Origin of the sequence: Streptomyces sp. NPDC101227, assembly GCF_044767545.1 — a bacterium.
Lineage (GTDB): Bacteria > Actinomycetota > Actinomycetes > Streptomycetales > Streptomycetaceae > Streptomyces.
Genome location: NZ_JBIWOD010000004.1, coordinates 341,304 through 361,746 on the forward strand (window position 1 = coordinate 341,304; position 20,443 = coordinate 361,746).

Here is a 20,443-nt window from a genome sequence, read left to right on the forward strand (position 1 = left end):
CCACTGACATCGGACGGACCAACGGCTCAACGGGCCAACGGGCGGCGGACGCAAGGGCGGACGACGCCGGTCGGGTGCGGGCTTGGGCTCGGACTCGGACTCGGGCTATTTCGGCGTGTAAGTGCTCGTCGCCTGCTCGTACAGGCGGTCCACCTCGCGGCGGCCGTTGTCGGGGCCGATGACCACGACGAGGTGGTAGCGGCCGTTGTGGATCATGGCGAGGTTGCGGACGTAGACCGCGCGGCCGCTGGAGTCCTTCCAGGTGAAGGTGCCCTCGGCCATGGCCGTCTTGCCGACGTCGGTGCGCCGCAGGCCGGAGGCCGAGGACCAGCCGGAGCCGCGGTACGGGGCCAGCTCGCCCTCCTTGTCCTGCTGGTAGGCCATGGGGTCCGCGCCGAAGTGAGCGGTGGTGTCGCGGCCGGGCACGATCAGCAGCTCGTAGTCGCCGCCCAGGTAACGGACCTGGCCCTGGGAGTTCTTGGCGCGGCGCTGCCAGCCCTTGTGGACCGCGACCTGGAAGCCCTCGGGGTCGGTGCGGAGCGCGTACCCCGGGGCGACGTTCGCGGGCGGGGTGGGCTGTGGGGCCTGGCTGCCGCCCGAGCCGCCGCCGTCCTGGCCCTCGGTCCGGCCCTGGTCCTGCCCGCTGTCCTGGCCGGTGGGGGGCGCGGGGCTGCCGCCGGACACCGCGCCCGACACGCCCGTACCGTCCGAGCCGCCCGGCCCGCCCTGGGCCTCCTCGCCGGACTTCGGCAGGAAGACCATGGCGTAGGCGACGGCGCCCACGAGCAGCAGCAGGATCAGGGCCAGGAGGAGGCGGCCGAGGTGGCGTGGGCCGCGACCGCGCGGGGCCCGTGCGTCGTCATCGTCCCGCGCGGCCCGGCGCGGCTGCTTCGGTGCCGCCTCCAGGCCGACCCGTACCAGCAGTTGCTGCTCCTCGTAGGGGTCCCCGGCCGACGGCCCGAAGCTCCGAACGGGACGGGCCGGGCGGGGCTGCCGGAAGGGCTTGGGCTGCTTCGGGGGGCGCGGCGGGCGCGCGGGGCGGGGTACCGGGGCAACCCGCGGCGCGGCCTCGGCGGACAGCGGCGCGGCGAGGGGCACCGCCTGCGGCCGGCGCTCCCGGCGGGCCCGGCCCTTCTTGCGCCGCTCCTTGCGGACCAGCTCCCCGCGACGCCGCAGGATCGGCAGCCGGCGGGGATCCGAGCCCTGCTCCAGCGCCGGAATCGTGACCAGGCGGCGGCCGATCTCCGGCTCCGGTGCCGTACGGATCAGCGCGCGCAGCCGGCCGCGGAGCTCCTCGAAGTCCGGCCGGCCGGCGGGGTCCTGGCTGAGGAGGGCGGCGATGAGGGGGCCCAGGTCCTCGCCGCACTCCCCGGCCGGGGCGGGCGGCTGCGAGCGGACCAGGTGCGCCAGCTCGGCGGCGCTCTCCTCCGGGAAGGGCGGATGCCCCTGGACGGCGCGGAAGAGCAGCACACCGACCGCCCAGAGGTCGGTGGCCGGGACGGTCCGGGCCATCAACTCGCCGGTGTGCTCGGGTGGTTCGGCCTGCTCGGGCGCCCAGCGCTCGGTGACGGGGCCGACGATCTGGAGCCGGGCCTGCCACGCGCGCTCGGCGGCCAGGGCGGCACTGGGACGCCCATAGGGAGAGGCCGAAGCCGCGGGCGTGGTCGTGGGTGACTTGGTGAGGCGGACCTGGGGCTCGGGCGCGGACTCCGGAGCCGGCTCGCGGCGCGGGGCGGGCAGCTCGCCCGTATCGGCGCCGATGCCGGTGTGCGCGTCGGCGTGCGGGTCGGCGTCCGTGCCGCCGGGCAGGTCGGTGTCCCCGTTGCCGGGCAGGTCGGTGGGTACGCCGACGTGGTCGCCGTACGGGCTGAACCGCGCCCCCGGGGACTCCTCTTGGCGGGCCCCGGACACCCGGGCCGGCTCGGCGCGCGCCGCGGCGGAGGCGTCCGGCACCGGCTGCTCCGGCACCACCGCGCCCTCCCCCGGGGCGAGGTCGTATCCGCACAGCGCTTCCTGGGCCGCGCCGACCGCCAGGCCGGTCAGGATGGCCCGGCCGTCGTCGCAGACCAGGACCGTGCGGGCGGTGATGTTCCGGTGGAGGCGGCCGTGTGCGTGCAGGGCGCGCAGTGCGGTGAGGACGTCGGCGGCGATTTCCGCGGCGCGGTGTGGGCTCAGCGGCCGCTCGGCGAGCAGCGCGGACAGCGGGCGGGCGGGGATCAGCTCGCCGACGATCCAGAGGCTGCCGTCCTGGGCGAAGACGTCGAAGACCTGGTCGAGGAGGGGGTGGTCGGGGATCTGCGCGGCTGCCGTCACGGCCTCCAGCGCGCGGCGGACGGCCGGGTCCCGGGGGCTGCGGTCGGCCGTCGCCGGACCGGGGCCGCCCGCGTATCCGCCGCCCGGGAAACCGGGGTCGCCGACGACCTCGGCCTCCACGACCTCCGGCAGCGGCACCTGACGGAGCAGCACTTCCTGCCCGCTGTACGTGTCGAACGCGCGGGTCTCGGCGAAGTACTCCTCGCCGGAGGGGCGCAGCGGCAGGCGGTAGCGCTCGGCGAGCACTCTCCCCGCGTACTCGTCCACGACGCCTCCCCAACAGCGCGCTCAGGCGTACGGCGTTCATGCGTACGACCTGTTCGCTCTCACGATACGTGCCGGGACCGACACGGGCCCGCGCCGCGTCAGTCGTTCGCGGCGCGAGTCCGGTCGCGTCAGTCCTTCACGGCGAATGTCCGGAACGCCGTCTCGCGCAGCTGGGCGCACTCCTTGTCCGACCAGGCGTCGGCCTTGCACGTGATCATGATCGCGTAGCCGTGATCGTCGTCGGCCCGGAAGCCGCGGTCGAGGACGCGCACCTTCTGGCCGTCCTGCCGGCGGGTGAACGACCAGTCCGCGACCGTCGGATAGTTCCGCCAGCTGACGGACTTGATGCCGAGGAGGTGGTAGCCGGGGGTGGAGCCCGCCACGGCCGGTTCCAGGTCGCGCCAGGAGGCCGCCGCGTCGTTGCCCGGCTTGGCGTTGTAGTCGATCTGGATGCGCGGGAACCCGCCCGAGGCGCTGTATATGGCGCCGGAGCCCTGGCCCGCGGTGGCGGTCTGCTTGAAGCCCTTGGGCATCGCCACGGTGAAGTGGAACCGGCCGTTGGAGACCGGCGCGAAGCCGCCCGGCAGGGCCTTGTCGCCCTTGTCGCCCTTGCCGTCCGCGCCGCCCTTGTTGTCGCCCTTGCTGCCGTCGCCCTGCCCGGGGTTCGGTGACTGCGGGTCCGACGGGCCGGTGCCGCCGTTCGAGGGATTGCTCGCGGTGGCGGCGTCCGGGTCGTTCTTGGCGTCCTTCGAGGGCTTGCCGTGGCCGGTGGTGGCCTTGCCGCGCTTGCCGTCCGAGGCGCCGTTCGCCGTGTCGCCGCCGCTGAGCGCGACGGCCAGGATCGTTCCCAGGACCAGCAGCGCCACGATCACGGCACCGATGATCAGCGTGCGGCGCGGCACGACATCGGTCACCGAGGCGCGCGGTGCGGGCCGGCCGCCGTCACCGGGTCTGGACTCGCTGCGGGCCGCGGCGGCGGCGTTGCGTACGGACTGCAGGGCGCCGCGCACCCGCTCCTTGGCGGCGTCGGCGTCGAAGGCGGGACGGGTCGCGGGGCGTGCGGCGTCCGTGGCGCCCGGCTTCTCGCGGGCCGCGTCGTTCTTCGCGGCGGCGGATTCCTTACGGTCCGGGCCGGCCGGCGTGCCGGGCGTGTCGGGCGTGTCGGCCTTCTCCGGTGCCTCCACCGAGGCGGCGGCCGCGGCCGTCCCCCCGGCACCGGCGGCGGCGGCCCCGGCGGCGGGCTTCGCCTTCGGCTTCCGCGAGACCTTCGGCTTCGGCGCGGCCTTCGGCTTCGGTTCGGGCTTGGTCTTGGCCGACGCCTTCGCGCTCCGTTCGGCCGGCGTCGTGGGCAGCGCCATCGCCCGCGTGGCGTCCATCGGCGGCTCGGGCTCGGGCTCGGGGCCGTTGACGATGTCCAGCAGCAGGGCCCGCGCGCCGGCGTCGTCCAGACGGCCCGCCGGGTCCTTCACCAGCAGGCCGTAGATGACCTCTTCCAGCACACCGGCGCTCTTCGGCGGCTCGACCGGCTCGGTCATCACCGCCGTCAGGGTGGCGATAGCCGAGCCCTTGTCGTACGGGGGATGGCCCTCGACGCAGGCGTAGAGCAGGCCGCCCAGCGACCACATGTCGGCCGGCGGGCCCGGCTTCTGGCCGCGGGCGCGTTCCGGGGAGATGTAGGAGGGGGCGCCGACGAGCATGCCCGTGGAGGTCACGGAGGGGTCGCCCTCGACCTGGGCGATGCCGAAGTCGGTGAGCACGACGCGGCCGTCGTCGGACATCAGCACGTTGGACGGCTTCACATCGCGGTGCAGGATGCCCTCGCGGTGCGCGGCGCGCAGCACGTCCAGGACGGCGAGGCCGACCTCGGCGGCGCGGCGCGGGGTGAGCGCGCCGTCGTCCCGTACGACCTCGGCGAGCGAGCGGCCCTCGACCAGCTCCATGACGATCCACGGCCGGTCGTCCTCGTCGACCACGTCGTAGACCGTCACCGCGCCGTTGTTCCGGATCCGGGCGATCGCCTTGGCCTCGCGCAGCGTACGGGTGATCAGACGGCGCTTCTCGTCCTCCTCGACCCCGCCGGGGAAGCGCAGTTCCTTGACCGCGACCGTACGGCCCAGGACCTCGTCGCGGGCCCGCCAGACGGTGCCCATACCGCCCCGGCCGAGAACATCGGCGAGCCGGTACCGGCCGGCGAGCAGCCTGCCCTCCTTGCCGTCCATCTCGACCTCGTCGCCCACGGAAACCCCTCTGCAATCCAGCCGAGTTGGCATCGCGATGCCATGAGACCCCATGCGACCGCATGTCGATCCCCTGGCGATCGCCAAACTGACCCAACTCGGACAACCCACCCTGGCGGAGCCTTCATTCTCTCTCATCCGCGCCCGTGCGGAAGGCCCGGGTCGCTCCGGGAGGGCGCCAGGTACCCGTCATGATGGCCGGGACGAACGGGAGTCTCTATGACGATGCGCTCGCCCCGCCGAGCCGCACTGGCCGCCCTGCTCGCGCTCATCGTGCCGGTTCTGACGGGGTGTACTGGTCAGACGCCTGTCGCCGCCACCCCACCTGCGGGAATCCGCCGGCCGCCCGCCACGACGGCAGGGGCACTGCGCCACCTGGTGGCCGACGGCGCGCCGGGCGCCGCCTCCCTCATCACGCGCGACGGCCGGTTCTGGGGCTCGCGGTTCTCCACGGCCGGCGCCGCCGATCTGCGCACCGGCCGTGCGATGGAGCAGTCCGACCACTTCCGGGCCGGCAGTCTCACCAAGCCTCTGATCGCGACGGTGATCCTGCAACTCGTCGCCGAGCGGAAGCTGGCCCTGCGCGACACCGCGGCCGCGCACCTTCCCGCGGGTGTACCGGCCCGCTGGCCCGCCACGGGAAAGAGCGACGGCAGCGATCTACGAAAGGTGACAATCCGCCAGCTGCTGGCCCATACGAGTGGTTTGTTCGACTACCCCCGGGACCCCCGGCTCGTCCGGCAGCTGTACGGCACGGGCTTCGCCGCCCACCGCTATGACACCCACACCCCGGTCCAGCTCCTGCGGATCGCCCTCCGGCACCGTCCGGTGGCCGCGCCCGGCGCCCGCTATTCGTACGCCAACACCAACTATCTGGTGCTCGGCCTGATCATCAAGCGGGTGACCGGCCACTCGTACGCCACGGAGATCCGCAGGCGCATCCTCGTCCCCGCCGGGCTCAGCCACACCTCCTTCCCCGGCACCGACCCGTCGCTGCCGAAGCCGCACGGCCGCGCCTACTCCCTGGTCGGCGGCCGGCGGGTGGACGCCACCTTCCTGGACCCCAGCCGGGCCGGCGCCGCGGGCGCGATGGTCACCACCCTCGGCGACCTGAACCGCTTCCTCTCCGCCCTGCTCAGCGGCGAATTCCTCGCCCCGCGCCAGATGGCGCAGCTGCGCAACGAGAAGAGCACCGGCGGCGCCTACGGCCTCGGCCTGTACGCGACGAGACTGCCGTGCGGCGTCACGGTCTGGGGCCACAGCGGCGACATCAACGGGTCGTACGCGGAGGCCGCGGGCACCGCCGACGGCCGGCACCTCGTCAGCTACCGGGTCAACATCGACACTCCGGCCCGGCCCGAGGACGGGACGGCCGTACTGGCGGCGGAATTCTGCCCTGAGCACCGGCCGTAGCGGGCACGGACAGCGGCACGGGCAGGGGGCAGGGGGCAGGGGCAGGGGGCAGGGGCAGGGGGGATTGCAGCGGCTACAGCGGGACGATGTCGGGCGCGCCCAGACGGGCCGCGTCCGCCGTCAGATCGTCCGGCTGCCGCTGCGATTCGCGCTCGGCCTCGACCCGCTTCTCGTAGTGCGTCACCTCCTTCTCGATCTGGGCGCTGTCCCAGCCCAGCGCGGGCGCCATCAGTTCGGCGATCTCGCGGGCGCTGCGGGTGCCGCGGTCGAAGGTCTCGATGGAGATGCGGGTGCGTCGGGTCAGGACGTCATCGAGATGCCGGGCGCCCTCGTGCGTACAGGCGTAGACGGCCTCGGCGCGCAGATAGTCGTCCGCGGCCGTGAGCGGTTCGCCCAGTGAAGGATCGCCCACCACCAGTTCCAGCAGTTCCTCGGTCAGCGAGCCATAGCGGTTCAAGAGGTGCTCGATACGGGCGACATGGAGGCCGGTGCGCGCCGCGATCCGGGCCCGCGCGTTCCACAGCGCCCGGTAGCCCTCGGCGCCGACCAGCGGCACGTCCTCCGTCACACACTCCGCGACCCGCCGGTCCAGCCCGTGGACGGCCTCGTCAACGGCGTCCTTGGCCATCACCCGGTACGTCGTGTACTTGCCGCCGGCGACCACGACCAGGCCCGGCACCGGATGCGCGACGGTGTGCTCGCGCGAGAGCTTGCTGGTCGCATCCGACTCCCCGGCGAGCAACGGCCGCAGGCCGGCATAGACGCCTTCCACGTCGTCCCTGGTCAGCGGTATGGCGAGGACGGAGTTCACATGCTCCAGCAGATAGTCGATGTCGGCGCTGGAGGCCGCGGGGTGGGCCTTGTCGAGGTCCCAGTCGGTGTCCGTCGTCCCGATGATCCAGTGCCGTCCCCACGGGATGACGAACAGCACGCTCTTTTCGGTACGGAGGATGAGCCCCGTCGTCGAATGGATCCGGTCCTTTGGGACAACCAGGTGAATGCCCTTCGAGGCGCGGACATGGAACTGCCCGCGCTCGCCGATCAGCGCCTGGGTGTCGTCGGTCCACACCCCGGTGGCGTTGACGATCTGCCGGGCCCGGATGGCGTACTCGCCGCCGGTCTCCACGTCCTGCACCCGCGCGCCGACCACCCGCTCGCCCTCGCGAAGAAAGCCCACCACCCGCGCCCGGTTGGCGACCTGCGCGCCGTAGGCGGCGGCGGTGCGCACCATCGTCGCCACATAGCGCGCGTCGTCCATCTGTGCGTCGTAATACTGGAGCGCGCCGACCAGCGCGTCCCCTTTGAGGCAGGGAGCCACCTGCAGGGCCCGCTTGTGGGAGAGGTGGCGGTGCACGGGGAGCCCGCGGCCGTGCCCCGAGGACACCGACATCGCGTCGTAGAGCGCCACGCCGGAGCCCGCGTACCAGCGCTCCCAGGCCCGGTGCTGCAACGGATAGAGAAACGGCACGGGTTTGACCAGATGCGGCGCCAGCCGCTGCAGCAGCAGCCCCCGTTCCTTGAGCGCCTCCCGTACGAGCGCGAAGTCCAGCATTTCCAGATAGCGCAGGCCGCCGTGGATGAGCTTGCTCGACCGGCTCGAGGTGCCCGAGGCCCAGTCGCGGGCCTCGACCAGCCCGGTGGCCAGCCCGCGCGTCGCCGCGTCCAGTGCCGTTCCGGCGCCGACGACCCCGCCGCCGACCACCAGGATGTCCAACTCCTGCTCCGCCATTCGGGCGAGCGCCTCGGCACGCTGGGCCGGTCCCAGTGTCGCTGTTTTCACCACTGCCTCCCGCTGTGATCGGTGCCGTACCAATCGTTCGTCGTTCTGGCCGTGCTCCATGCCGGTATCCCCGCTCCGCCCGTTACGGCAACACCCCGCCTCCTTGATCCACCAATCCCTATTCTGGGTCAAATGTCGGCTTAGTCTACTTATGCGTTATTCGCAGTCGCTCGGGAAGGACGGCAGCAGACATGCCCGCGGACCTCGCCGTCATCGGACTCGGCCACCTCGGCCTCCCCCTCGCCCAGGCCGCCACCGCCGCCGGCATCGGCACCATCGGCTACGACCCCGACCCGCACGCCGCCGCCCCCTCAGGCGCCGACGGGCCGCTGTCGGCAACCGAGATCCGCCGCCTGCTCGCGGCCGGTTTCCGCACCACGGACGACCCCGCCGCCCTCGGCAAGGTCCGTACGGCCGTCATCTGCGCGGCCACCCCGCTCGGCGCGGACCGCGCCCTGGACCTGACCGGCATCGCGGATGCGGCCCGCGCGCTCGGCGCGCGGCTGCGCCCGCACACCACCGTCATCCTCGAATCCACCGCCTACCCGGGCACCACCGAGGAATTCGTGCGCCCCCTCCTCGAAGAGGGCTCCGGGCTGACGGCGGGCCGCGACTTCCACCTCGCCTGCTCCCCCAGCCGCCACGACCCCGGCAACCGCACCCACCCCTACCGCAACACACCCAAGGTCATCGGCGGCCTCACCCCCGCCTGCACCGAGGCCGCCGCGGCGTTCTACGGCCGGATCACCGACAAGGTCGTACGCGCCCGCGGCCCCCGCGAGGCCGAGGCGTCCAAGCTCCTGGAGACCAACTACCGCCACATCAACATCGCCCTGATGAACGAGATGGCGGTCTTCTGCCACGACATCGGCGTCGACCTGTGGGACGTCATCCGCTGCGCCGAGACCAAGCCGTTCGGCTTCCAGGCCTTCCGCCCCGGCCCGGGGGTCGGCGGCCACGCCACCCCCATCGACCCCAACTACGTTTCCTACAAAGGCCGTTCACTGGGCTACCCGCTCCGCATGGTCGAGCTCGCCCAAGAGGTCAACGGCCGGATGCCCCGCTATGTCATCCAGCGCTGCGCCACCCTCCTCAACGAACACGGCAAGTCCGCCCGCGGCGCCCGCATCCTGCTCCTCGGCGTCACCTACAAGCCGGACATCGGCGACCAGGAGGCCGCCCCGGCCCGCGAAATCGCCTCCCGCCTGATGGAACTGGGCGCCGGCCTCACGTACCACGACCCCTACGTCCCCCAGTGGAACGTCCTCGACCGCCCCATCCCACGCGCCGACTCCCTCTACGAGGCCGCGGCCGCCGCCGATCTGACGGTGCTGCTCCAGCCGCACCGCGTCTACGACCTCCAGGGCCTGGCCGTAAAGGCCCAGCTCCTCCTGGACACGCGGGGGGCGACGCCTACGGGCGCGGCGCATCGGCTGTGACGCCGGCGGCACGCCACGGCATCGAACGGATCACGACGTTAAAGTTTTTGTGAGCATGTCAGGCTGCGCTGTTATTTTGGTCTCTCCTTTACGAACTTCTACGGGGGACCACCATGAGCCAGTCCTATCCGCCGCCACCCGGGCAGCCCCAGCAGCCGCAGCAGCCGCAGTACGGCGCGCCTGCCCCGGGCGCCTTCCCGGCACCGGGCGGCTACCCGCCGCCGGCCCCGGCGGCCACCGGAAACGCGGGCCTCGCCATCGTCGCGGGCATCGTCGTCATGCTGATCGTGGCGGCCATCTACGGCGCGATCCTCAAGGCCACCGACGGCGCCACGATCGGCTACGCGGCGCTGGCCCTCGGCGCGGCGATCGGCGCCGTCATGGGCAAGATCGGCGGCCGCAACCCCGCCGTTCCCGTGATCGCCGCGGTCCTCGGCCTGCTGTGCTACTACCTCGGCGGGATCCTGGCCTTCGCCTTCGCGCTCGGCGACATCGCGAACGTCTCCTTCTTCGAGGCGTTCTTCCAGCACTTCGACCTCCTCAACGAGGGCTGGACGAAGTCCCTCGAGGCGATCGACGCGCTCTTCTTCATCCTGGCCGCCGCCGGTGGCTTCTCCACCGCCAGGAAGCTGGCCGGCTGACACGCCGCACACGCCGAAGGGCCCGGACCGCCTCCGCGGTCCGGGCCCTTCGTGCGTCGTGCGTCAGCGGTTGTCGTGCTGCGACGGCGCGACCGTGACCTCCACCCGCTGGAACTCCTTCAGCTCGGAGTACCCGGTGGTGGCCATCGCCCGGCGCAGCGCGCCGAAGAAGTTCATCGAACCGTCGGGCCTGGTCGAGGGGCCGCAGAGGATCTCCTCGGTGGTGCCCACCGCGCCCAGGTCCATCCGCTTGCCGCGCGGCACGTCCTCGTGGACGGCCTCCATGCCCCAGTGGTGACCGCGGCCCGGTGCGTCCGTCGCGCGCGCGAGCGGGGAGCCCATCATCACCGCGTCCGCGCCGCAGGCGATCGCCTTGGGCAGGTCGCCGGACCAGCCGACGCCGCCATCGGCGATGACGTGGACGTAACGGCCGCCGGACTCGTCCATGTAGTCGCGACGCGCGGCCGCGACATCGGCCACCGCGGTCGCCATCGGCACCTGGATGCCCAGGACGTTACGGGTGGTGTGCGCGGCGCCGCCGCCGAAGCCGACCAGCACACCGGCCGCGCCGGTACGCATCAGGTGCAGCGCCGCGGTGTAGGTGGCGCAGCCGCCGACGATGACCGGGACGTCCAGCTCGTAGATGAACTGCTTGAGGTTCAGCGGCTCGGCGGCCGAGGAGACGTGCTCCGCCGAGACCGTCGTGCCGCGGATGACGAAGATGTCCACCCCCGCGTCCACGACCGCCTTGGAGAACTGGGCGGTGCGCTGCGGGGAGAGCGCGGCGGCGGTGACGACACCCGAGTCGCGCACCTCCTTGATCCGCTGCCCGATCAGCTCTTCCTTGATCGGCGCGGCGTAGATCTCCTGGAGCCGCTTGGTGGCGGCCTCGCCGTCCAGCTCCGCGATCTCCGCGAGCAGCGGCTCCGGGTCCTCGTACCGGGTCCACAGACCCTCAAGGTTGAGGACGCCCAGGCCGCCCAGTTCGCCGATGCGGATGGCGGTCTGCGGGGAGACCACCGAGTCCATGGGAGCCGCCAGGAACGGCAGCTCGAAGCGGTAGGCGTCGATCTGCCAGGCGATCGAGACCTCCTTCGGGTCGCGGGTGCGGCGACTCGGTACGACGGCAATGTCGTCGAAGGCATACGCCCGGCGGCCGCGCTTGCCGCGTCCGATCTCGATCTCAGTCACTGTGATTGGCCCTTCCTACGGAATACGCCCCCCAGTATCCCTGACACGACAGGACCCGCGACCTCCCGGTCGCGGGTCCTGGAAAATCCCTTGCTACGGCTCAGCCGCGCGCGTAGTTCGGCGCCTCGGTGATCATCTGGACGTCGTGCGGGTGGCTCTCCTTGAGACCCGCCGTGGTGATGCGCACGAAGCGGCCCTTCTCCTTGAGCTCGGGGATGTCGGCGGAGCCGACGTAACCCATGGAGGCGCGCAGGCCGCCGACGAGCTGGTGGGCGACCGAGGCCAGCGGGCCGCGGTAGGGGACCTGGCCCTCGATGCCCTCGGGGACGAGCTTGTCCTCGGACAGGACGTTGTCCTGGAAGTAGCGGTCCTTGGAGAAGGAACGCGCCTGGCCGCGGGACTGCATCGCGCCCAGCGAGCCCATGCCGCGGTACGACTTGAACTGCTTGCCGTTGATGAAGACCATCTCGCCCGGCGACTCCTCGCAGCCGGCCAGCAGCGAGCCCAGCATCACGGTGTCCGCGCCGGCCGCGATGGCCTTGGCGATGTCGCCGGAGAACTGGAGGCCGCCGTCGCCGATCAGCGGGACGCCCGCGGCGTGCGCGGCCTGCGCGGCCTCGTAGATCGCGGTGACCTGAGGCACGCCGACACCGGCGACGACGCGGGTGGTGCAGATGGAGCCGGGGCCGACGCCGACCTTGATGCCGTCCACGCCCGCGTCGATCAGCGCCTGCGCGCCGTCGCGGGTGGCGACGTTGCCGCCCACGACATCGACGGTGATGTTGGACTTGACCTTGGCGATCATGTCGAGGATGCCGCGGCTGTGGCCGTGCGCGCTGTCGATGACGAGGAAGTCCGCACCGGCCTCGACCAGCGCCTGCGCCCGGTCGTACGCCGCGTCGCCGACGCCCACCGCCGCGCCGACGACCAGGCGGCCCTCGGCGTCCTTGGCGGCGTTCGGGTACTTCTCCGCCTTGACGAAGTCCTTGACCGTGATCAGGCCCTTGAGCACACCCGCGTCATCGACCAGCGGCAGCTTCTCGATCTTGTGACGGCGCAGCAGCTGGATGGCGTCGTCGCCGGAGATCCCGACCTTGCCGGTGACCAGCGGCATCGGCGTCATGACCTCGCGGACCTGACGGGCGCGGTCCATCTCGAAGGCCATGTCGCGGTTGGTGACGATGCCCAGCAGCTTGCCGGCCGCGTCCGTCACCGGGACGCCGCTGATGCGGAACTTCGCGCACAGCGCGTCGGCCTCGGCGAGCGTGGCGTCCGGGCGGACCGTGATCGGGTCGGTGACCATGCCGGACTCGGAGCGCTTCACCAGATCGACCTGGTTGGCCTGGTCCTCGATGGAGAGATTGCGGTGCAGCACACCGGCGCCGCCCTGACGCGCCATGGCGATGGCCATGCGCGCCTCGGTGACCTTGTCCATCGCGGCGGACAGCAGCGGGATGTTGACCGAGACGTTCCGCGAGACCCGGGAGGCGGTGTTCACCGTGTTCGGCAGCACCTCCGACGCACCGGGCAGCAGCAGGACATCGTCGTATGTCAGCCCGAGCATGGCGAATTTGGCGGGCATACCGTCGACGTTGTCACTCATGACACCTTCCCCAATGCTCTTGCCTCAGCGCGGACTCCCATGCTAACGGCCTGGAGGGGTGTCCGATTCCACGGCGGATGAGGGGCTCGTCACTTGTGGGTTTCTACGGCGAGATCGCGCCGTGTGACCCATACGGCTTACTGCTCGGCGAGCGCCCGCAGCCGGCTCAGCGCGCGGTGCTGGGCGACCCGTACCGCGCCGGGCGACATCCCCAGCATCTGCCCGGTCTCCTCGGCGGTGAGCCCGACGGCGACCCGGAGCAGGACGAGCTCGCGCTGGTTCTCCGGCAGATTGGCCAGCAGCTTCTTGGCCCACTCGGCATCGCTGCTCAGCAGCGCCCGCTCCTCGGGACCGAGGGAGTTGTCCGGCTGCTCGGGCATCTCGTCGGACGGCACGGCCGTACTTCCCGGATGCCGCATCGCGGCCCGCTGGAGATCGGCGACCTTGTGGCCGGCGATGGCGAAGACGAACGCCTCGAAGGGCTTGCCGGTGTCGCGGTAGCGCGGCAGCGCGCACAGCACCGCGACACAGACTTCCTGCGCCAGGTCCTCGACGAAGTGCCGGGCGTCACCGGGCAGCCTCGACAGCCGGGTGCGGCAGTAGCGCAGGGCGAGGGGGTGGACGTGGGCCAGGAGGTCGTGCGTGGCCCGCTGGTCACCCTCTACGGCGCGTGCGACGAGATCGCCGATCTCCTGATTCCCGTCATCGCGCATCGGTCCATGGTGCCTTGGTGCCAGACGATCTGTGGCACCACCCCCGTCGTTGTGCCCCGAACCGTTACGAGCCGTCGCGCTAGCACTCACGTTCCACGCCTCCCCCGTTCGGGTTGTACCCATACCGACCGCGAGCCCTCGCCGATGGCTTGTCTGCGAGCCGTACGGCGCCGGGCAGGCCTTGTCCGTCATGAGGTCTCTTCTGGCCGAGTGAGAAGCCCCGGCCTCCGCCGGGGAGGAGTCACACCTCAAGGATGCGGCATCCCGCGAGCTTTCGGCGCCGGGCGTCGACGCGACGGGGTTACGACGGTCACCACCCGGTCAGCGGGCGGGTGCCGTAACCCCGATGCACAGCAGAATCAGCGGACCAGTCCCCAGCGGAAACCGAGCGCCACCGCATGCGCGCGGTCCGAGGCGCCGAGCTTCTTGAACAGGCGCCTGGCGTGGGTCTTGACCGTGTCCTCCGACAGGAACAGCTCGCGGCCGATCTCGGCGTTGGAGCGGCCGTGACTCATGCCCTCCAGCACCTGGATCTCGCGCGCGGTGAGCGTCGGCGCGGCGCCCATCTCGGCGGACCGCAGCCGGCGCGGGGCGAGCCGCCACGTCGGGTCGGCCAGCGCCTGGGTCACCGTCGCCCGCAGCTCGGCGCGCGAGGCGTCCTTGTGCAGATAGCCGCGGGCACCGGCGGCGACCGCGAGCGCGACCCCGTCGAGGTCCTCGGCCACCGTGAGCATGATGATCCGGGCGCCGGGGTCGGCGGACAGCAGCCGGCGCACGGTCTCGACACCGCCGAGACCGGGCATCCGTACGTCCATCAAAATCAGGTCCGAACGATCGGCACCCCAGCGGCGGAGGACTTCCTCGCCGTTGGCCGCGGTCGTCACACGCTCGACGCCGGGCACGGTCGCAACCGCCCGACGGAGCGCCTCTCGGGCAAGCGGGGAGTCGTCGCAGACGAGGACGGATGTCATGACCGTCCTCCGCAGCTGATGCGCGTCACCTTGAGCCTCCAGGCTGGTACGTATCGTCACCTGTGCGATTGACGGCCCTCGGACACCTGCCCGACGACTACCTCTGCCAACCGCCTCCGCACACTCAACGACGGTCACTCGAAAGAGTTACGGCTTCGATGACCGTCTTCAGCACGCTCCGTGAGGAGCCGGATACGCAGACGGCATCTCAGGCGACCGGCATCCGCGCGTGCACCCTATGCCCTATTTGGCTCTCTTGCTTCCATTTTCGCGGAGTCTGCGACTAGATTCGCAATGAGTCATATTTACATCTACTTAGACGGTAGATGTACGTTCTGAGCACCGAGCCCGAATCAGCATCGCTTCGAGGGGACAAGCAATGGCAGATTTCTCCCGCCTCCCGGGCCCGAACGCAGACCTCTGGGACTGGCAGCTCCTCGCCGCCTGCCGCGGCGTGGACAGCTCGCTCTTCTTCCACCCCGAAGGTGAGCGCGGAGCGGCCCGCAGCGCGCGTGAGACATCGGCGAAGGAGGTGTGCATGCGCTGCCCAGTGCGGGCCGAGTGCGCGGCGCATGCCCTGGCTGTCCGCGAGCCCTACGGGGTCTGGGGCGGACTGACCGAGGACGAACGCGAGGAACTCATGGGCCGGGCCCGCCACCGGCTGATCCCCGCGACCTCCCTGACCGGCCAAGCAGGCATGAGCGGCGCCTGATCATCCGGAGCGGATCGGTTACAAGGACACTTTTTCGCAGCGCGACCCGAGACCCCACGGAACAACCGGCGGACCCCATGGAGCCCCGCCGGCGCCCCTCCAGCCTGCGCGCCCCCGCTCCGTGCGACCCGGCAGCGCCCGCCCCCTTCAGCCTCCCCGCCCCCGGCGCCCCGGCACCCTCAGCGCCCGCGGCCCGCGGCGTCCACCAGCTGGTCGAGCATGGCCTCGACGGCCGGGACCCGCGCCAGATCCGGCAGCGTCAGCGCGACGATCTCCCGGTGCACGGCAGGCTCCATCCGTACCGCCGTGGCTCCCTTGGGGCGCACCGACGCCAAGGTGAGCTCGGGCAGCGCGGCGACCCCCAGACCCGCGCCGACCAGCCCGATCACCGCCGGATAGTCGTCCGTCGCGAAGTCGATACGCGGCGTGAAGCCCGCGCTCTCGCAGACCTCGACGAGATGCCGGCGGCAGCGCGGGCAGCCCGCGATCCACGGCTCGTCGGCCAGTTCGGCGAAGCCCGCCGCCCCGGCCTTCGCCAGCCGGTGGCCGTCCGGGACCAACCCGATCAGCCGATCCTTCAGGATCGGCCGGGCCACCAGGTCGTCCCACTCCGCCCCGGCCGCCGGGTCCGCACCGCGCACCTCCGGGTAACGGAAGGCCAGCGCGATCTCGCAGTCGCCGTTGCGCAGCATCTCGATCGAGCGCGGCGGCTCGGCCTCGACCAGCGAGACCCGGGTGCCTGGGTGCGCGGCCCGCATCTTGGCGAGCGCGGTCGGCACCAGCGTCGAGCTGCCCGAAGGGAACGACACCAGCCGCACCCGCCCCGCGCGCAGGCCCGCGATGGCCGCGACCTCCTCCTCGGCGGCGGTCAGTCCCGCAAGGATGCCGACGGCGTGCCGTACGAGCGCCTCGCCCGCCTGCGTCAGCCGCGTCTCGCGGCCCGTACGGACCAGGAGCGGGGTGCCGGTGGCCTGTTCCAGGGCCTTCATCTGCTGGCTGACGGCGGGCTGGGTGCAGCCCAGCTCCCGCGCGGCGGCGGAGAAGGAACCGGTCCTGGCGACGGCGCGCAGTACGCGGAGATGGCGGGCCTCGATCATGGTTCAAGCATAAGCGAATCTTGGATAGATCATGAAAAGTCGGTTGTGGTCTTTGGGTGGGTCCTGGGGTAGGTCCTTGGGTGGCAGGGGGCTTCGCTGGGGGCTCGGCGAGGGGCTGTCCCTGGGGTGGTGGGTGGGGCGGCGGATCGGGTGGCGCGTCGGGTGGCGCCTTTGCCGGCTCTTGGGGTGGCGGCGTGGGTGGCGCTTGGGATGGTGGGTGAGCCGGCGCTTCGGGCGGCAGATGGGGCGGCAGATGGGGCGGCGGATGGGGCGACGCTTCGGGCGGCGTACCGGGCGGCGCACGGGGTGGCGCAGTGGGCGGCGCACCAGGCCGCGCAGGGGGCGGCGCGAGGGCTTAGCGTGACGATGTTGAGCAGGACGGGGGTCGGTGTAGGGAGCGCGGTGTGCAGCTGCTGACCGTGAATATGGGACGGGCCGGGCCGTGCGAGGCCGCGCGCGCCGGCACGGGTATCGACAAGCGTCCGGTGGACGGCCCGGTTGCGGTCGCCGCCCCTGGGCCCAAGGGCGTCGGGGCGAGCGGGCTCGCCGGGGACGCGGTGGTGAACACCCGTCATCACGGCGGGAACGATCAGGCCGTGTACGCCTACGCCCGCGAGGACCTCGACGACTGGGAGCGGGAGCTGGGCCGCGCGCTGGCCAACGGGGCCTTCGGCGAGAACCTCACCACCTCCGGCGCCGACCTCACCGGCGCCCGGATCGGCGAGCGCTGGCGGATCGGCCCGCGGCTGCTGCTGGAGGTGACCTCGCCGCGCATCCCGTGCCGGACGTTCCAGGAGTGGCTCGGCGAACCCGGGTGGATCAAACGGTTCACCCTGGCCGCGGCGCCCGGCGCGTATCTGCGGGTGCTCGAGGCGGGCGAGATCCGCTCGGGGGACGCCCTTCGGCTGGTGCACCGCCCGGATCACGAGGTGACCATCGCGTTGATGTTCCGGGCCCTCACCACACAGCCGGAGCTGCTGCCCCGGCTGCTCGAGGCGGGCGAGGCGCTGCATCCGGAGGCGCGGGCCAAGGCGCTCAAGCGGGTGGAGCGGATGAAGCAGGTGGGGCGGGCAGGGAATTGAGCATCCGTTCGGGGTGGGGGTTGCCGAACCCGGGCGGATAGCGTGCCCGTATGACGACTGCATTGATCACGGGATCTACGGCGGGCATCGGGGCGGCGTTCGCCCGGCGGCTCGCGAGCGACGGACACAACGTGGTGCTGGTGGCGCGCGACGAGAAGCGGCTGCGCGAACAGGCCACCGAGCTGCACGACCGGCACGGCATCGAGGCGGAGGTGCTGGTGGCCGATCTGGCGACCGAGGACGGCATCGGAGCCGTCGAGGCGCGGCTCGGGGAGTCCAGGCATCCGGTGGACGTGCTGGTGAACAACGCCGGCTTCGGCAACAAGGGCGAGTACCTCGAAGTGCCGATGGCCGACGAGCTGACGATGCTGAAGGTGCACTGCGAGGCGGTGCTGCGGCTGACCTCGGCGGCGGTGCGCGGGATGCGGGACCGGCGGCGGGGCGCGGTGGTCAATGTGGCGTCGGTGGCGGCGTTCGTGCCGCGGGGCACGTACGGGGCGAGCAAGGCGTGGGTCGTGCAGTTCACGCAGGGGGCGGCGCGGGATCTGGCGGGGAGCGGGGTGCGGTTGATGGCGCTGTGCCCCGGGTTCGTACGGACGGAGTTCCATCAGCGGGCCGGGATGGGGACGGAGAACATCCCCTCGTGGATGTGGCTGGATGCGGACAAGCTGGTGGATGCGGCGATGAAGGATCTGACGCGGGGGAAGTCCCTGTCGATTCCGGACCCGCGGTACAAGGCGTTGATGGGTGCCGTGAAGCTGGCGCCGCGGGGGGTGCTGGGGGGTCTCAGCTCTCGTACGGGGCGGAAGTACGGGCCTCGTTAGAGGGCCGGCCGCGGCGCCGGGACCGGGCGGTTCAGCCGCTCCGGCCCGGCGTCTGCCGTTGGCGGGGGTTGAGGGACAGGCGGGTGGTGGTGCCGTCCTGCCAGGCGATGTGGATCGTGTGGCCCGTGAGGGTGGCGGTGGCCAGGGTGTGTACGGGGGCGGGCGCCGGGTCCCCGGTCAGGGAGGCCAGGGCGACGAAGAGGGTGCCCCGGGGGTCTGAGGTGGTGGTGCCCTCCAGGACGGCGGCGTGGGTGTCGGGGGCGGCGAGGGTACTTCCCGTGGGGGTTTGCCGGGGTGCGGTCTCGTAGCCGTGGACCGGGTGGAGCTGGGCGGTGAGGCCGCGGGCGGTGCGGCCGTTGGGGGTCGGGCCGTTGGGGGGTGCGGCCCAGCCGGTCTGGCGTACGGGTGTGCCGGGCGGGGCGCCGGTGACCAGGTGGGCGCGGAGTTCGGTGCGACCGTGCACGGCGGTGACGGACAGGACCTGGACGCCGGGGAGTTCGGTGCCGTCGGCGGTGCGGGGGGTGTGGGTGGAGGCGGCCCAGTCGGTGCCCTGGCTGTGGGGCGTGGCGGGGCCGCGGGTGGTGGGGCGGCCGTCGATGAGCAGGGCGAAGTGGTTGTCGGGCGCGTCCTCGGCGGTGGGGCCGGTGCGGGTGGAGTAGGCGTAGCGGGCGTAGTACGGGTCGGGGGCGGGGTGGATGGCGTTGCTGCCGTGGTTGTGGAGGCGGACCAGACCGTCGGAGGCGGTGGAGTGAAGGAGCAGGCCGGTGGGGCCCAGGGGTTCGGCGGTGTCCTTGGTTTCGGCGGGCAGGGGTTCCTCGGTGGCCGTCCAGGCCGGGTGGTCGGGCGGCAGCAGCAGGCCGAGGAACCCCTTGGACGCCCAGTAAGGGGACGCCGGGCCCGAATAGGTCTGGAGCATGGGGGCGTAGGGCCCGTACCAGCCGAGGGAGAGCAGGCCGTTCCCGGTGGCGGCGCCGCGGTCGAGGAAGTGGCGCAGGGTGCCGGAGGCGAGGCGGCGGGTGGCGCCGGGGGCGAGCGGGGTGTGGCCGGTGAGGGCGCCCAGCCAGGGGGCGGTGGTGGCGGCGAAGCGGTAGGTGAGGGAGCGGCCGAAGGGGAGCGGTGCGCCGTTGGCGTCGAAGAGGCGGGTGTAGTGGGCCAGGTGGGCGCGCAGGCGGTCGCCGTAGGTGGCCAGCAGGGGTGCGTCGGCGGCCAGATGGGCGTGCAGGACGGGGTAGAAGTGCAGCGCCCACGCGTTGTAGTGGTCGAAGGCGCGGTTGTCGCCGTCGGAGTACCAGCCGTCGCCCAGGTACCAGTCCTCGATACGGGTCAGCGCGCGGTCGATGGCGGCCTGGGCGCGTACGGGCTCGATGCCCGCGTCCCGGAGGAAGCCGCCCACGGTGAGGCCGAAGAGCCACCAGTTGTTGTCCACGGGGGACGGGGTGAGCGCGGGCAGCAGCCAGTCGGCGAGGCGGGCGCGGACCCGGTCGTCGAGGGTGTCCCAGAGCCAGGGGCGGGTCAGGCGCAGGCCCAGGGCGATGGAGGCGGCTTCGACACGGGCCTGGCGGACGGCTGCGATGCCGGGCCAGGAGTCCGGGTTGCCGGACGTCAAGTGCCGTTCGGTGGTGGGGTTTCGGGTGCCCGCGGCGAGTCCCTCGGCGTAGCGGGCGAGGCGGTCCCGGGAGGCGTGGCCGTTGCTGCCGGCCGTGCGCAGGGCGGCGAGCAGGAAGGTGCGGGCGAAGCCTTCCAGGCCGTCCGACCGGGGGCCGGAGGAGCTGGGGCGGGCGCCGGGGAGGGCGATCAGGGCGTGGTGCGGGGAGGCGTAGGGGGTGGTGGCGTCCAGCAGGGCGTCGGCCGCGGCCTCCCAGTGGGCGCGGGTCCAGCCGGTGTACGGGCTGCGGCGGTGGTCCTCGGGCGGGAGGGGGAAGGGCGCGGAGGCCGTGGCGGCGGAGGTCGTCGGGTCGGGCATGGGCTTCCCCTGGGCGGTGGGCGGCGTGCCGGGCGACGCGGGAATCCTTCAGCCGCGGGTGAGGGAACGTCAAGGGATCGAACGGTGAGAGAACGTGATCGAGTGATCGGATGAGCGGGTTTTGTGCGAGCGATCGGATGGGGGTGGCCGGGTCCGGATCGCTCCTCTAGGCTCGGCCGCCATCCGGGCCGCTCGGC

The 20,443-nt window shown here is 72.4% G+C and carries 15 protein-coding genes; 6 read left to right on the forward strand and 9 right to left on the reverse strand.

Features of this window, described 5'->3' with window-relative positions:
- Positions 1-105 precede the first annotated feature (105 nt).
- The gene (locus ACIRPT_RS11120; RefSeq protein WP_403825354.1) at positions 106-2,580 is read right to left on the reverse strand and encodes a protein kinase; all 2,475 of its coding nucleotides are present in this window, start codon (positions 2,578-2,580) and stop codon (positions 106-108) included.
- A 128-nt stretch (positions 2,581-2,708) separates the two neighbouring features.
- Complete coding sequence (locus ACIRPT_RS11125) at positions 2,709-4,817, reverse strand: serine/threonine-protein kinase (RefSeq protein WP_403825356.1); 2,109 nt, start codon at positions 4,815-4,817, stop codon at positions 2,709-2,711.
- A 219-nt stretch (positions 4,818-5,036) separates the two neighbouring features.
- Here ACIRPT_RS11125 and ACIRPT_RS11130 point away from each other — a divergent pair, with 219 nt between their 5' ends.
- Positions 5,037-6,230, forward strand: coding sequence for a serine hydrolase domain-containing protein (locus tag ACIRPT_RS11130; protein WP_403825359.1), 1,194 nt, complete (start codon positions 5,037-5,039; stop codon positions 6,228-6,230).
- A gap of 73 nt (positions 6,231-6,303) precedes the next feature.
- Here the strand turns inward: ACIRPT_RS11130 and ACIRPT_RS11135 are convergent, their stop codons facing one another.
- Positions 6,304-8,010: a glycerol-3-phosphate dehydrogenase/oxidase gene (locus tag ACIRPT_RS11135; RefSeq protein ID WP_403825362.1), complete on the reverse strand. Its 1,707-nt coding sequence runs from the start codon at positions 8,008-8,010 to the stop codon at positions 6,304-6,306.
- 191 nt (positions 8,011-8,201) lie between these two features.
- On the opposite strand from ACIRPT_RS11135, the gene ACIRPT_RS11140 reads away from it, so the two are divergent.
- Entirely contained in the window at positions 8,202-9,449 is a 1,248-nt protein-coding gene (locus ACIRPT_RS11140) for a nucleotide sugar dehydrogenase (RefSeq protein WP_403825365.1), read from the forward strand.
- A 113-nt stretch (positions 9,450-9,562) separates the two neighbouring features.
- Complete coding sequence (locus tag ACIRPT_RS11145; protein WP_403825368.1) at positions 9,563-10,090, forward strand: hypothetical protein; 528 nt, start codon at positions 9,563-9,565, stop codon at positions 10,088-10,090.
- 63 nt (positions 10,091-10,153) lie between these two features.
- Here ACIRPT_RS11145 and ACIRPT_RS11150 read toward each other — a convergent pair whose 3' ends face one another.
- From ACIRPT_RS11150 to ACIRPT_RS11165, 4 genes are all read right to left on the reverse strand, one after another.
- Positions 10,154-11,281: a GuaB3 family IMP dehydrogenase-related protein gene (locus ACIRPT_RS11150; protein ID WP_403505541.1), complete on the reverse strand. Its 1,128-nt coding sequence runs from the start codon at positions 11,279-11,281 to the stop codon at positions 10,154-10,156.
- A 100-nt stretch (positions 11,282-11,381) separates the two neighbouring features.
- Positions 11,382-12,884 carry an IMP dehydrogenase gene (gene guaB / locus ACIRPT_RS11155; RefSeq protein WP_403505544.1) on the reverse strand — a complete coding sequence of 501 codons (1,503 nt, stop codon included), beginning with the start codon at positions 12,882-12,884 and terminating at the stop codon, positions 11,382-11,384.
- Positions 12,885-13,021: 137 nt separating this feature from the next.
- On the reverse strand, positions 13,022-13,597 hold the full coding sequence (locus ACIRPT_RS11160; RefSeq protein WP_393545966.1) for a sigma-70 family RNA polymerase sigma factor: 576 nt from the start codon (positions 13,595-13,597) through the stop codon (positions 13,022-13,024).
- Between the two features lie 359 nt (positions 13,598-13,956).
- Positions 13,957-14,568, reverse strand: a complete 612-nt coding sequence (locus ACIRPT_RS11165; protein WP_003948568.1) for a response regulator transcription factor — start codon at positions 14,566-14,568, stop codon at positions 13,957-13,959.
- A gap of 379 nt (positions 14,569-14,947) precedes the next feature.
- Between ACIRPT_RS11165 and ACIRPT_RS11170 the strand changes: the two genes are divergently transcribed.
- Positions 14,948-15,280: a WhiB family transcriptional regulator gene (locus ACIRPT_RS11170; protein ID WP_403505550.1), complete on the forward strand. Its 333-nt coding sequence runs from the start codon at positions 14,948-14,950 to the stop codon at positions 15,278-15,280.
- A 179-nt stretch (positions 15,281-15,459) separates the two neighbouring features.
- On the opposite strand, the gene ACIRPT_RS11175 is transcribed toward ACIRPT_RS11170, so the two are convergent.
- Positions 15,460-16,377 carry a LysR family transcriptional regulator gene (locus tag ACIRPT_RS11175; RefSeq protein WP_403825374.1) on the reverse strand — a complete coding sequence of 306 codons (918 nt, stop codon included), beginning with the start codon at positions 16,375-16,377 and terminating at the stop codon, positions 15,460-15,462.
- 404 nt (positions 16,378-16,781) lie between these two features.
- On the opposite strand from ACIRPT_RS11175, the gene ACIRPT_RS11180 reads away from it, so the two are divergent.
- Together ACIRPT_RS11180 and ACIRPT_RS11185 are read left to right on the forward strand one after the other, a co-directional pair.
- A complete protein-coding gene (locus ACIRPT_RS11180) occupies positions 16,782-17,459 on the forward strand; it encodes an MOSC domain-containing protein (protein WP_403825376.1) in 678 nt (225 codons plus the stop codon).
- A gap of 50 nt (positions 17,460-17,509) precedes the next feature.
- Positions 17,510-18,283: an SDR family NAD(P)-dependent oxidoreductase gene (locus ACIRPT_RS11185; protein ID WP_403505559.1), complete on the forward strand. Its 774-nt coding sequence runs from the start codon at positions 17,510-17,512 to the stop codon at positions 18,281-18,283.
- A 31-nt stretch (positions 18,284-18,314) separates the two neighbouring features.
- On the opposite strand, the gene ACIRPT_RS11190 is transcribed toward ACIRPT_RS11185, so the two are convergent.
- Complete coding sequence (locus ACIRPT_RS11190) at positions 18,315-20,246, reverse strand: DUF2264 domain-containing protein (RefSeq protein ID WP_403825379.1); 1,932 nt, start codon at positions 20,244-20,246, stop codon at positions 18,315-18,317.
- Positions 20,247-20,443: the final 197 nt, after the last annotated feature.

What these genes read in the sequence shown, in the direction of transcription:
- ACIRPT_RS11140 (WP_403825365.1), top strand. Translation starts at nt 8,202, where the DNA reads ATGCCCGCGGACCTCGCCGTCATCGGACTCGGCCACCTCGGCCTCCCC.
- ACIRPT_RS11175 (WP_403825374.1), bottom strand. Translation starts at nt 16,377, where the DNA reads ATGATCGAGGCCCGCCATCTCCGCGTACTGCGCGCCGTCGCCAGGACC.
- guaB (WP_403505544.1), bottom strand. Translation starts at nt 12,884, where the DNA reads ATGAGTGACAACGTCGACGGTATGCCCGCCAAATTCGCCATGCTCGGG.
- ACIRPT_RS11165 (WP_003948568.1), bottom strand. Translation starts at nt 14,568, where the DNA reads ATGACATCCGTCCTCGTCTGCGACGACTCCCCGCTTGCCCGAGAGGCG.
- ACIRPT_RS11160 (WP_393545966.1), bottom strand. Translation starts at nt 13,597, where the DNA reads ATGCGCGATGACGGGAATCAGGAGATCGGCGATCTCGTCGCACGCGCC.
- ACIRPT_RS11130 (WP_403825359.1), top strand. Translation starts at nt 5,037, where the DNA reads ATGACGATGCGCTCGCCCCGCCGAGCCGCACTGGCCGCCCTGCTCGCG.
- ACIRPT_RS11145 (WP_403825368.1), top strand. Translation starts at nt 9,563, where the DNA reads ATGAGCCAGTCCTATCCGCCGCCACCCGGGCAGCCCCAGCAGCCGCAG.
- ACIRPT_RS11190 (WP_403825379.1), bottom strand. Translation starts at nt 20,246, where the DNA reads ATGCCCGACCCGACGACCTCCGCCGCCACGGCCTCCGCGCCCTTCCCC.
- ACIRPT_RS11185 (WP_403505559.1), top strand. Translation starts at nt 17,510, where the DNA reads ATGACGACTGCATTGATCACGGGATCTACGGCGGGCATCGGGGCGGCG.
- ACIRPT_RS11170 (WP_403505550.1), top strand. Translation starts at nt 14,948, where the DNA reads ATGGCAGATTTCTCCCGCCTCCCGGGCCCGAACGCAGACCTCTGGGAC.